We start from the raw sequence: 12,704 nt of genomic DNA on the forward strand, positions 1-12,704 counted from the left end.
CCATACAGACACACCTCGTTATAGTTGATATATTTATTATAACAATCTGTGTCTACTTTTTAGTCTAGCATCAGAAGTATTTAAGGCGATGGCCAATGAAAAAATAAGTGTGGATTTCTTCAACATCACACCAAATGGTGTTGTTTATACGGTTTCGGGGGAAATGACAGCCCGTGCAGTTAATAAATTGAAAGAATTGGGTTATGAACCTCAGGTAACTGAAAAATGTGCGAAGGTTGCGACTGTTGGTGCGGGAATGAACGGCGTACCTGGAGTGACTGCTCGAATTGTTACAGCACTTTCAGAAAAAGGAATTCAAATCTTGCAATCAGCAGATAGTCTATCGACCATTTGGGTACTTGTTAAAGAATCTGAAATGAAGGAAGCCATAAACGCTCTTCATAAAGCATTCCATTTATCTGATGGACCTGTTGGAGCAGAAGTGGTAGACTTTTAAGGGGACAATTAGGGGAACCTCCGTAATGGAGGAGTCCCTTTCTTTAACATATCGTTTCATTTCATGTATAATTTTTTTAAGCAAGCCTAGGTTTTTTGGAAATAAGCCTAGCGCAATTGATGGGGGTAGGTGTAAAAGCATGATTGATTTTGGAAGAATTTCTACAGCTATGGTGACACCATTTGATAATAAAGGAAATATCGATTTCGGTAAAACAACTCAGTTGATTAATTATTTAATAAATACTGGAACTGAATCTTTGGTGGTAGCAGGGACAACTGGTGAATCTCCTACATTATCTTCCGAGGAAAAAGTAGCTCTTTTCCGTCACGTTGTAAAAGTTGTGGATGGTCGGGTTCCAGTAATAGCTGGAACAGGTAGCAATAATACGTATGCATCCATGGAGTTAACAAAAAAAGCACAAGAAGCCGGTGTTGATGCCATAATGCTTGTTGTCCCATATTACAATAAGCCAAGTCAAGAAGGACTCTATCAGCATTTTAAAACAATTGCTGAAAGTACAAAACTACCTATTATGCTTTACAATATTCCAGGTAGATCGGTTATTAATATGTCAGTAGAAACCATTATTAAATTGTCAAAGATACAAAATATCGTTGCTGTTAAAGAGGCAAGTGGAAGCCTAGAAGCAATGACTGAAATAATTGCTAATACTGATGAGAGTTTTGATTTATACAGTGGGGATGATGGAATTACATTGCCGGCTCTTTCAATTGGGGCAAAAGGTATTGTTTCTGTTGCTGCCCATGTGATTGGTAATGAAATGCAACAGATGGTTACAGCCTATTTAACAGGAAACAATACGGAAGCGGCTATACATCATCAAAAACTTTTACCAATTATGAAGGGACTATTTACTGCACCAAATCCGGTTCCGGTAAAAACAGCTCTTCAAATTAAGGGATTAGACGTCGGCTCAGTTCGTTTACCATTAGTTCCATTAAACGAACAAGAACGAATTGAATTAACAAAATTAATAGGAAAATAAAAAACGTGCTAAAAAGTCAATCAAACTGATTGGCTTTTTTCTTTCGCCCACTTTCGAGAATGAAATAGAACCATGTGTTTATACTAAATGGTAAATGGGTTGAAAGGAGAATACAATGAATAATAATCAATACATAAATGCAGATCAACCACAAGGGGATCAGGATAAAAATGAAACCAAGGGTTCATCATTAGTTGATAAGATTCAACAATTAGGACAAACTAATGTCCCTCAAATGTCAAATGACAGTAAAATACATTGCCTTACAATTGTTGGTCAAATTGAAGGTCATATTCAATTACCTCCCCAAAATAAAACAACTAAATATGAACATGTTATACCTCAAATAGTTGCGATTGAACAAAACCCAAAAATTGAAGGTTTATTAGTTATTTTAAATACAGTTGGGGGGGATGTTGAGGCAGGGCTTGCCATATCAGAAATGCTTGCATCACTCTCAAAACCAACTGTTTCAATTGTTTTAGGGGGCGGTCACTCGATAGGTGTTCCCATTGCCGTGGCGTGTGATTATTCTTTTATTGCCGAAACGGCGACGATGACAATCCATCCTGTAAGACTAACCGGTCTAGTTATCGGTGTACCTCAAACATTTGAGTACTTGGATAAAATGCAAGAGCGCGTGGTTAATTTTGTAATTGGGCACTCGCAAATAACCGAAGATAAATTCAAGGAATTGATGTTTTCAAAAGGTAATTTAACAAGGGATATTGGTACTAATGTAATAGGTTCTGATGCAGTAAAATATGGGCTAATTAATGAAATTGGTGGAATTGGACAGGCCATTAAGAAATTAAATGAGTTAATTGATGAGAGAAATGTAACTGAAGAAAGTGGGCAGATGATTCAATGATTCTATACACTATGATGCCACAAGAGCTAATTTATCCACAAACTGAAATGGAAGAAAGTAATTTTAAGTATGTTGATATTAACGGTGTTTCACTTGCCGTTAGCCAAGTTGGGAATGGTGAATACACAATTGAAAGAGTCATGAGCACCGACCCACAGCACTTTTTAGACGGAAGATACTCTCCCGGTCAAAAAATTAGATTTTAGTTTACAAACATTTTTTGCTCATTCTTGTGAAACCATTGGGTTCCACAAACCTTTCAGCTTTGGCTGAGAGGTTGTCAAAAAAGTCAATGAGTTAAAGGGCAAGCAGCTTGTCCCTGACTACATTGTCTTTTTGACAAATGGGCTAAAATGACAAAGTGTAGTATTGATCCTATCATTTCATCAATTGTCCTAAATTGGTATAATGTGCTATAATTTAACTAATTTCATCGCGTAGGCAGCCAGGTTGTGGCTGCTTCTTTCTTATTATTGATAGGTAGAGTAGGTGTAGTATGGCAAAACGAAAACGTAGACAGTCGAAGCGGAAAGATGAGTGGAAAAAAACTCTTAAATTTGAATTGCTAGGATTATTATTACTAGCTTTAGCTTGTATTGGTTTAGCAAGACTTGGCACAGTAGGAACAGGTCTTGTCTATTTATTTCGATTTTTCCTTGGGAATTGGGACATTCTTGGATTAATTGGATTATTGCTTATTTCACTGTATATCATTTGGAATCGATCTCTACCGAAAATGATTACTAGGCAATTGATTGGTGTCTACTTAATAATAAGCGCAATGCTGTTATTAAGTCATATTCCATTATTCAATTTGCAAACAAACGAAGGCAAATTTACTGACCCGAGTGTTATTAAAAATACTTGGAGCATGTTTTGGGCTGTTGTAAATGGTGATACAAGTACTACAGATTTAGGCGGAGGAATGATTGGTTCTATTCTTTTTGCAGCCTCTTATTTTTTATTTGATGAAGCGGGGACAAAAATCATTTCTGTCTTTTTAATTGTAATTGGCGGTGTACTTGTTACAGGAAAATCACTTCATGATACAATTGCGAAAATCTTAGGTCCGATTGTTACATTCATACGCAATCAGTGGATTGCATTTATGGATGACATGGTGAATTGGTTTCAGCAACGGAAGAGTCAGCCTAAAAAAGAAAAGCAGAAAAAGAATAAGGAGCCTAAAATAAAGGATACTCAAGCATCAGCAGATGATAATATCGATGATGTACCTGTTGAGATTCCTATTGAACCTATTATTTCAAACTTTGCCGATAAGGCCTATACAAAAGAACAAGTGGCTCAAACTGAAAAACATCAGCAAAAACAACTTGTTACAGAAGAAGATAGTGATGAAAAGATGCCAATCACCTTTACAGAAGGTGAATTAGAGAATGTTGATTATGAACTGCCACCCATTGAGCTGTTGCATCCACCGAAGCAGACAAGTCAAAGTGCAGAACATGAAAATATTTATGAAAATGCTAGAAAGCTAGAGAAAACATTCCATAGTTTTGGTGTAAAAGCAAAGGTTACAAAAGTCCACCTTGGTCCTGCTGTTACAAAATATGAGGTGTATCCGGATGTTGGAGTTAAAGTTAGTAAAATCGTAAATTTAAGTGATGACTTAGCCCTCGCATTAGCTGCAAAAGATATTCGGATTGAAGCGCCAATTCCTGGAAAATCTGCAGTTGGAATCGAGGTTCCTAATTCTGAAATTGCTGTAGTGTCTTTACGTGAAGTACTTGAAGATACTGAACCGCAGCGATCAGACGCTAAATTGTTAATCGGACTTGGCCGCGATATCTCAGGTGAAGCAAAATTTGCTGAACTAAACAAAATGCCTCACTTGTTAGTAGCTGGTGCAACGGGTAGTGGTAAGAGTGTTTGTATTAATGGCATAATTACCAGCGTTCTTATGAGGGCGAAACCACATGAAGTAAAAATGATGATGATTGACCCGAAAATGGTTGAGTTAAATGTCTATAATGGAATACCACATTTATTGGCTCCTGTTGTGACAGATCCTAAGAAGGCGTCACAAGCTCTAAAGAAAGTCGTAAATGAGATGGAACGAAGATATGAATTATTCTCCCATACCCATACAAGAAATATTGAAGGTTATAATGAATATATTCGTCGCCATAATAGTGAGGAAGATGCGAAACAACCAACTCTCCCATATATTATTGTTATCGTAGACGAATTAGCAGATCTTATGATGGTCGCTTCATCAGAAGTTGAAGATTCTATTACACGTCTAGCACAAATGGCACGTGCTGCTGGAATACACTTGATCATAGCAACACAAAGACCATCAGTAGATGTTATCACAGGGGTAATTAAAGCCAATATCCCTTCCCGAATTGCTTTTAGTGTATCGTCTCAAACTGACTCGAGAACCATTTTAGATATGGGTGGAGCAGAAAAACTGTTAGGGCGAGGTGATATGCTATTTTTGCCTGTTGGAGCATCAAAACCTGTACGTGTTCAGGGAGCCTTTTTATCAGATGATGAAGTCGAAGAGGTAGTTAACTTTGTAATTGCCCAGCAAAAAGCTCAATATCAAGAAGAAATGATTCCTACCGATACTGTTGAAACAACGGAAGAAGTGGATGATGAATTATATGATGATGCTGTACAGCTCGTAATTGAAATGCAAACGGCATCTGTCTCAATGTTACAGCGTAGATTTCGAGTTGGTTATACGAGAGCTGCAAGATTGATTGATGCTATGGAAGCAAGGGGTGTAGTCGGTCCTTATGAAGGTAGCAAGCCAAGAGCTGTCCTTGTTACATCAAAAAATGAAGAAGTAGGAAGTTAGTTTTATGCAGTAAAGCTTTTTTTCAAAAGCAAGCGGCATTTGACTTATTTCTAAGAAAAGAAGAGCTGTTGCTCTTCTTTTTTTCGACAAATTACGCAATTCTTATTTATTTCTTTCAGAAAAGATGATATATTTAATTTCGGATTAACATCGGTCTAACATCAGAGGTCTGATGACTATACATAAAAATGGAGGAGTAGCAGATGTCTATCAAGTTAGATAATCGACCATTGTATTTGCAAGTAATAGATCAAATCAGACTTGATATCGAAAATGGTGTTTACAAAGAAAAGGAAAAACTACCATCAGAATTTCTCTTAGCAAAGCAATTAGGAGTTAGTAGAGCAACTCTAAGAGAAGCTTTGCGAATTCTTGAAGAGGAAAATGTGATTATTAGAAGACATGGTGTAGGTACCTTTGTAAATGCGAAACCTCTGTTTAATTCAGGAATTGAGCAAATAAGTAGTATAACAGATATGATTATTCAAGCTGGAATGTCCCCTGGTACGATCTTTTTATCAAGAACGGTAAAAGAACCTACGGATAATGACATAAAGGGTTTTGGTTGTCAGGAAACTGAAGAAATTACAAAGATAGAAAGAGTACGTACAGCAAATGCTGAGCCTGTTGTGTATTGTATAGACAAAATTCTTTCGAAAAATTTACCAGCCAATTATTCACATGAGGAATCTCTCTTTGATCTATTGGAAAAAAAAGCAGGAAGAAAAATTACTTACGCGGTTACCTATATTGAGCCAATTGGGTATCACGATACAATTTCGCCAATATTAAATTGCGACCCTGAAACAGCTTTATTGTTGTTAAAACAGATGCATTACGATGAAAATGATGAACCGATCCTTTTTTCACAAAACTATTTTCGGGCTGATAAATTTTCATTCCATGTCGTGAGAAAACGTGTGTTATAAATTTGTGAATAAATGCAAAATTTAAGGAGGTGAATAAGTAATCCATTACTAAGAGAAATATAAGTTAAGGATTTGTAAAATAATAAATTTTCAGGGGGTAATTCCATGTTTAAAAAGAAGACAGGTTTTGGTCTTGCATTTCTTCTTGCAGCTGGCACATTGTTAGGTGCATGTGGAGGCGCAGATGAAGAAGGTACTGGTGCCGGTAACGGCGAAGGCGCTGACCTAAAAGTAGGTATGTCTACTGATGCAGGTTCAATCGACGATAAATCATTTAACCAAGGTACATGGGAAGGTATTTTGGCTGCTAAAGAAGAATATGGCATTCAAGAAAAGTATCTTAAACCAGCAGGCGAAACAGAAGCAGATTATCTCAAAGAAATTGGAAACTTATACGATGCAGGTTACAAATTTATTGTAACACCTGGTTTCAAATTCGAAACAGCAATCTATCAAGCACAGTCTAAATACGAAGATGCTAAATTTATTATTTTAGATGGTAACCCACATAAGGGTGACTTTGTTCCAGAAGTAGCTGACAATACAGTTGCAGTATTCTTCGCTGAGCATGAGTCTGGTTTCTTAGCTGGTGTTGCTGCTGCTTTAGAATTAAAAGAAGGAGAAGCAGGATTCATTGGTGGTATGGAAATGCCTGCTGTTCAAAAATTCAATTGGGGCTTCCAGCAGGGGTTAGCCTATGCTAATGAGAATCTAGGAACAAACCTTACAATTAAAGCGGAAAATGTTATCTACCAAGGTAGCTTTACTGATACAGCAGCAGGTGGCCAAATCGCTGCTCAAATGTATGATCGTGGAGTAAATGTTATTTTCGCAGCTGCTGGTGGTGTAGGTTTTGGTGCTATTACTGAAGCAAAAAACCGTGCTAAAGCAGGAGAAGAAGTTTGGATGTTAGGTGTAGACGTAGACCAATATGCTGATGGAGTTTATGAAGGTGAAAAATCAGTTATCTTGACTTCAGCGATGAAGAAAATTGGTAATGCCACAAAAGATTTAATCAAACAAGAGCTAGATGGAAAATTCCCAGGGGGAGAAACCATAACTTATGATGTGAAAAATGATGGTGTCGGAATTCCAGATGAAAATCCGAACCTAAGCGAAGAAACTGTTACGAAAGTTAAAGAAGTTTATGAAAAGATTAAATCTGGTGAAATTGAAGTCTCAGGTGAACAAGGTAACTTAATCAAGTAATAATTTTGCTGATAAAGAGACGGTTTCATCCGTCTCTTTTGGTATGACCTTTAATCAAGAGGAGACACATTATTTAATGATGATTGGGGACTCCTAATAAAAGGATATTTGAGTCTAAAAAAAGGTGAGTGCTACTATGGAATATGTTGTGGAAATGCTAAATATCAGGAAGGAATTTCCGGGTATTATAGCAAATGATAATATCACTCTTACTTTAAAAAAAGGGGAGATACACGCTTTACTTGGAGAAAATGGGGCGGGCAAGTCCACACTCATGGGTGTGCTATTTGGTATGTACCAGCCTGAGCAAGGAATGATTAAAGTAAATGGGAAACAGGTACACATTACCAATCCTAACGTTGCAAATCGTTTAGGTATTGGTATGGTACACCAACACTTTAAGTTAGTTGAAAATTTTACAGTTACAGAAAATATTATTCTAGGAAGTGAACCTCTAAAGAGTGGGGTTGTCCTAGATATACAAAGTGCCGCTAAACGAATTGAAGAGTTATCAAAATATTATGGACTAAATGTGGATCCACATGCAAAAATAGAAGACATTTCTGTTGGTATGCAGCAGCGTGTTGAAATCATGAAGATGCTTTTCCGTGAAGCAGATGTGCTCATTTTTGATGAGCCTACCGCTGTGTTAACGCCAAGTGAAATAGATGAATTAATGAAGATCATGAAGAACTTAATCAAAGAAGGAAAATCAATCATTATCATCACACACAAATTGAAGGAAATTAAAGCTGTAGCAGATCGATGTACAGTTATACGCCGAGGAAAATATATAGGGACAGTGGATGTAGCCCAAGCAAGCGAAGCAAGTTTAGCCGAAATGATGGTTGGTAGACATGTGTCCTTTAAAGTAGATAAAAATGAAAGTACACCAGGCGATGTGGTATTAGAAATAGATTCCCTTTCTGTTAAAAATAACCGAAAGGTCATGGGGTTAAAAAACTTTTCTTTAACAGTTAATAAAGGCGAAATCGTTGGAATAGCAGGTGTTGAAGGAAATGGTCAATCCGAACTAGTAGAAGCAATTACAGGTCTTCGAAAAGCAGAGACAGGCAAAATTCTCATGAATGGTGAGGATATTACTACTCTACCAGTTCGACAACGTATTGAAAAAGGGATTGCTCATATACCAGAAGACAGACAAAAACGTGGTCTTGTTTTGGATTATTCTCTCCAATCTAATATGGTGTTAGAGGTCTATAAAAAACCACCATTTTCAAAGCATGGTTTGTTGAAATTCTCTGCTATGAAAGAATATGCAAAAAATATTATAGAAAAATTTGATGTGCGTTCAGGAGAGGGAGAAGTATCAATTGCAAGAACCTTATCCGGTGGGAACCAACAAAAAGCGATAATTGGGAGAGAACTTGAGTTAGACCCTGATTTACTAATTGCCGTTCAGCCTACAAGGGGGCTTGATGTTGGATCAATTGAGTATATCCATAAACGATTAATTGAGCACCGTGATAAAGGAAAGGCTGTACTTTTAATCTCTTTAGAACTTGATGAAGTTTTACAGCTTTCTGATCGCATTGCCGCCGTAAATAACGGCGAACTCATTGGGATTGTTAATGCCTCTGAAACAAATGAAAATGAGGTTGGTCTCATGATGGCGGGTGTAAGTAAGGAGAGAAGTGTATGAGAAATACAATAATTTCATTAATTGCAGTACTTTTTGGTCTGATTGCTGGCGGATTGTTAATGTTGTTTATTGGAAGCAATCCTTTTGAAGGGTATCTTTATCTATTTCAAGGAGGATTAAAAAATATTTCTAGACTGGGTGATACATTAGCGACAGCAACACCGTTAATCTTTACTGGTCTATCAGTTGCTTTTGCATTCCGTACTGGCTTATTTAATATCGGGGCTTCTGGTCAGGTGCTAATCGGAGGTTTACTTGCGACCGCTGTTGGCTTAACTTTTGACTGGTCAAGACCAGTGCTCTTACTCGTGATGATTTTAGCGGGTTTTCTGGGTGGAGCATTATGGGCATTTATTCCCGGATTACTTAAGGCAAGATTTAACGTCCATGAAGTGGTTTCAACCATTATGATGAACTGGGTTGCCTACTGGACTGTTTATTATGTCATTCCAGGTTATTTTAAGGGTGAGTACCTTGAGACAGAGTCAAAAAAATTACCAGATGAAGCAACATTAAGAGTACCATTTTTAAGCGATATGTTCCAAGGCTCTTATATTAACCTTGGATTGTTCTTAGGAATTATTGCTGTTATCGTTATTGGTTTTATCATTAATAAAACAACACTCGGATTTGAATTAAAAGCCGTTGGTTTTAATCGACATGCTGCCGAATATGCTGGTATGCGTGTAAATTCAAATATTGTATTATCCATGGTAATTTCCGGTGGATTAGCTGGTCTAGGTGGAGTAGCGATGTATACCGGTAATGCAACAAGCATGCAAATTGGTGTTTTACCATCACAAGGTTTTGATGGTATTGCAGTAGCTCTATTAGGGGCAAACAGTCCGATTGGGGTATTCTTTGCAGCAGTATTTTTTGGAATCCTCTATTCAGGAACTGGATTTATGAATGCAATGACGGAAATCCCTCCGGAAATTGCGAATACAATAATTGCCATTATCATTTATTTTGCTGCAACAAGCATCTTAATCGAACGCCTATTAAATAAGTTCAAAAAAAGAAAAACTAGCGAAACTAATGTGAAAAAGGAGGGTGCGTAATATGTGGTCTATTATTGAGCAAATCTTTCCATACGCAATTGCTTATACAATCCCTCTGCTAATTACGGCGCTAGGCGGATTATTTAGTGAACGAAGCGGTGTTGTAAACATAGGTTTAGACGGACTTATGATTTTTGGTGCATTCGCAGGGGCACTTACTATCAATTTTCTTCAAGATGATATAACGAATCAACTTTTAGTCTTATGGATTGGGTTAATTGCCGGAGCGTTGATGGGAATTCTTTTTTCACTTTTACACGCATTCGCTAGTATTAACCTAAATGCGAATCAAATTATTAGCGGTACTGCAATCAATATGATCGCCGGGGCTTTGACTGTATTTCTCGCGCGAAATATGACAGGTAGTGGGAATATCCGTATTACTAGTGGATTTGTACCAGATGATATTCCATTTTTATCTTCCATTCCAATAATAGGTGATTTGTTTTTTACTCGAACCTACCCAACAACATGGTTAATCTTACTTATTTTATTAATTAGCTCGTTTATGTTGTATAAAACAAAAACGGGATTGCGTTTGCGTTCTTGTGGTGAGTTTCCACAGGCAGCAGAAGCAGCTGGTGTAAATGTAAGACGCATTCGCTATCTTGGAGTAATTCTTTCAGGTGCGTTTTCCGGTTTAAGTGGAGCTATTATTATAGTTACGTACGCTGGAGAGTTTACTGGGAATGTTTCTGGACTAGGTTTCTTGGCACTTGCTGCCTTAATATTTGGACAATGGAAGCCACTTGGAATTTTAGGAGCTACCTTGTTCTTTGGGATTGCAACAACTATTGCAAACGTATCCCAGGTAATACCAGAGCTTGCAGTTATACCACCAATTTTATTAAAGATATTCCCTTATGTGGTAACTTTAATTGCATTGGTTATCTTCTCAAAATCTTCTCAAGCACCTAAAGCAGCGGGAGAACCATTTGATTCTGGGAAACGATAAGATTATACTTTTAAAGGAATGGCAGAAGTGTCATTCCTTTTTTAAATTGAAATGGGAGGACAATAATGAGCAAAAAAGAAACGTTTTGGGGGATATTATGCCTCATCTTAGTGCTGTTGGCTTATATCGTTCCTTATGTCTTTTTAAGAGATGTTACCGCATGGTACGGTAGTTTTCTATTGTGGATTGTTTTGGCATTACTCATTATTATTATTAATTACATACTAACAAGGGACTGGAGGTGAGTATGAGTGAGTGCTACTTATGTTTGGTGGGGAATTGCCATTTATATTGTGATGTCAATCTTTATCGCCTATTTATCAAGAAGTGAAAAGCAAGTAAATATGGAGGGCTACTTTTTAGGTAACCGAAAAATGAACGGTTTTGTGTCCGCCTTAAGTTATAGTGCAACAACTTACAGTGCTTTTATGATGGTTGGACTGGCTGGTTTAACTTATCGTGGTGGTGTAGGTGCATTAGGCTTTGAAATTATTTATTTTATGGGGGTTACCCTTGTTGCCTTTTTTGGACCGCGTTTTTGGATTGTAGGAAAGAAATTTGGCTATGTGACACCTTCTGAGATGTTAGGGGATCGTTACGATGATAAAAGGGTTGCAGCTATTATTTCGATTTCAAGCTGTATTTTTCTAATCCCGTATAGCGCTGTTCAGTTAGCTGGTGTCGGCTATTTATTACAAGGGATTACAAATGGGGAAATAAGCTTTACTACTGGGGCAATTTTAGCAACTATTTTAGCACTTATTTTTACATATATTTCTGGAATTCGCTCTGTGATGTGGACGGATTCCCTTCAGGCACTTGTGATGATTGTTTCCTCGTCCCTAGTTGTTATTTTATTAGTAAATGCATTAGGTGGTTTTGGCAGCCTTTTTAACGAATTACGGACAAGTCATCCACAAACCTTGACAGTTCCGGGTAATGGATATTTTAGTTTTCCAACCTTTTTGTCATTAACCATTCCATGGATTTTCTTTAGTCTCTCTAATCCTCAGGTAAGTCAGCGTTTATATATGCCTTCGTCTTTAGGAAGTTTACGAAAAATGTTATTAGGTTTTCTTGTATTCGGCTTTATATATACAATTGTATCAGTAATGTGGGGATATTCAGCGATATTATTATTCCCGGGTCTTGAGAATCCGGATGTAGCAACACCAAATCTTTTATCTTCTGTACATGTTCCTGTAGTTTTAGGTGTAATCGTCATGGTTTCAATTATGGCAGCTGCTATTTCTACAATTGATTCTATTTTATTGACCCTTTCATCGTTATTTGCAAGAGATGTGTATGGAATGTCGAGTAAGGCTAAGAATGAACGACAACAATTAAAGGTAGGTAAATTTGTAATCCCGATTATCGCAATTCTTGCCTATGGTTTTGCAGAGATGCAGTTAGATTTAATTGCAGTTCTTTCAGTTGCATCGTCGGCAGGCTTAATCGTTGTCGTTCCAGCAATTATTGGAGCCTTCTTTTGGAAAAGAGGCACCGCAACAGGTGTTATGTCTAGTGTTACAATAAGTGGATTAGTAGTAATACTACTTGAAGCTATGAAGTATAAACCATTCGGCTATGGTTCTGGTGTATGGGGACTGCTTCTTTCTATTGTGTTATTTGTAGGAGTGAGTCTTGCAACTAGACCCCCTGAAAGGAAAGCGAATGAATTTTTATCGTATTTAAAAAGTGAACTATCAAAAAATCAATAATT

10 protein-coding genes and 1 pseudogene are annotated in these 12,704 nt (G+C 37.2%); all 11 read left to right on the plus strand.

The window, feature by feature from the left end; translation table 11 throughout:
- Positions 1–58: 58 nt before the first annotated feature.
- Positions 59–457, plus strand: a pseudogene (locus tag ACR65M_RS15745) (ACT domain-containing protein); the annotation flags it as partial.
- A gap of 139 nt (positions 458–596) precedes the next feature.
- Positions 597–1,466, plus strand: a complete 870-nt coding sequence (dapA, locus tag ACR65M_RS15750; protein WP_440273775.1) for a 4-hydroxy-tetrahydrodipicolinate synthase — start codon at positions 597–599, stop codon at positions 1,464–1,466.
- A 115-nt stretch (positions 1,467–1,581) separates the two neighbouring features.
- Positions 1,582–2,337: a ClpP family protease gene (locus ACR65M_RS15755; RefSeq protein ID WP_341331853.1), complete on the plus strand. Its 756-nt coding sequence runs from the start codon at positions 1,582–1,584 to the stop codon at positions 2,335–2,337.
- Positions 2,334–2,543 carry a YlzJ-like family protein gene (locus tag ACR65M_RS15760; protein WP_341331852.1) on the plus strand — a complete coding sequence of 70 codons (210 nt, stop codon included), beginning with the start codon at positions 2,334–2,336 and terminating at the stop codon, positions 2,541–2,543. The genes ACR65M_RS15755 and ACR65M_RS15760 overlap by 4 nt, the downstream gene beginning before the upstream one ends.
- Positions 2,544–2,833: 290 nt before the next feature.
- Positions 2,834–5,164 (plus strand): DNA translocase FtsK, encoded by a 2,331-nt coding sequence (locus ACR65M_RS15765; protein WP_440273776.1) that lies wholly within the window; start codon positions 2,834–2,836, stop codon positions 5,162–5,164.
- A 203-nt stretch (positions 5,165–5,367) separates the two neighbouring features.
- Positions 5,368–6,093, plus strand: coding sequence for a GntR family transcriptional regulator (locus ACR65M_RS15770; protein WP_440273777.1), 726 nt, complete (start codon positions 5,368–5,370; stop codon positions 6,091–6,093).
- Positions 6,094–6,198: 105 nt separating this feature from the next.
- The gene (locus tag ACR65M_RS15775; RefSeq protein ID WP_341331849.1) at positions 6,199–7,302 is read left to right on the plus strand and encodes a BMP family lipoprotein; all 1,104 of its coding nucleotides are present in this window, start codon (positions 6,199–6,201) and stop codon (positions 7,300–7,302) included.
- Between the two features lie 136 nt (positions 7,303–7,438).
- Positions 7,439–8,965 (plus strand): ABC transporter ATP-binding protein, encoded by a 1,527-nt coding sequence (locus ACR65M_RS15780; protein WP_121446628.1) that lies wholly within the window; start codon positions 7,439–7,441, stop codon positions 8,963–8,965.
- Complete coding sequence (locus ACR65M_RS15785; protein ID WP_341331847.1) at positions 8,962–10,026, plus strand: ABC transporter permease; 1,065 nt, start codon at positions 8,962–8,964, stop codon at positions 10,024–10,026. Before ACR65M_RS15780 ends, ACR65M_RS15785 begins: the two co-directional genes overlap by 4 nt.
- 1 nt (position 10,027) lies before the next feature.
- Complete coding sequence (locus tag ACR65M_RS15790; protein WP_121446630.1) at positions 10,028–10,981, plus strand: ABC transporter permease subunit; 954 nt, start codon at positions 10,028–10,030, stop codon at positions 10,979–10,981.
- Between the two features lie 251 nt (positions 10,982–11,232).
- Complete coding sequence (locus ACR65M_RS15795; RefSeq protein ID WP_440273778.1) at positions 11,233–12,702, plus strand: sodium:solute symporter family protein; 1,470 nt, start codon at positions 11,233–11,235, stop codon at positions 12,700–12,702.
- Positions 12,703–12,704 lie beyond the last annotated feature (2 nt).

The organism is Ferdinandcohnia sp. SAFN-114, assembly GCF_059415045.1.

Excerpts from the sequence above, each read along its gene's own strand:
- dapA (WP_440273775.1), top strand. The coding sequence starts at position 597 with ATGATTGATTTTGGAAGAATTTCTACAGCTATGGTGACACCATTTGAT.
- ACR65M_RS15755 (WP_341331853.1), top strand. The coding sequence starts at position 1,582 with ATGAATAATAATCAATACATAAATGCAGATCAACCACAAGGGGATCAG.
- ACR65M_RS15760 (WP_341331852.1), top strand. The coding sequence starts at position 2,334 with ATGATTCTATACACTATGATGCCACAAGAGCTAATTTATCCACAAACT.
- ACR65M_RS15765 (WP_440273776.1), top strand. The coding sequence starts at position 2,834 with ATGGCAAAACGAAAACGTAGACAGTCGAAGCGGAAAGATGAGTGGAAA.
- ACR65M_RS15770 (WP_440273777.1), top strand. The coding sequence starts at position 5,368 with ATGTCTATCAAGTTAGATAATCGACCATTGTATTTGCAAGTAATAGAT.
- ACR65M_RS15775 (WP_341331849.1), top strand. The coding sequence starts at position 6,199 with ATGTTTAAAAAGAAGACAGGTTTTGGTCTTGCATTTCTTCTTGCAGCT.
- ACR65M_RS15780 (WP_121446628.1), top strand. The coding sequence starts at position 7,439 with ATGGAATATGTTGTGGAAATGCTAAATATCAGGAAGGAATTTCCGGGT.
- ACR65M_RS15785 (WP_341331847.1), top strand. The coding sequence starts at position 8,962 with ATGAGAAATACAATAATTTCATTAATTGCAGTACTTTTTGGTCTGATT.
- ACR65M_RS15790 (WP_121446630.1), top strand. The coding sequence starts at position 10,028 with ATGTGGTCTATTATTGAGCAAATCTTTCCATACGCAATTGCTTATACA.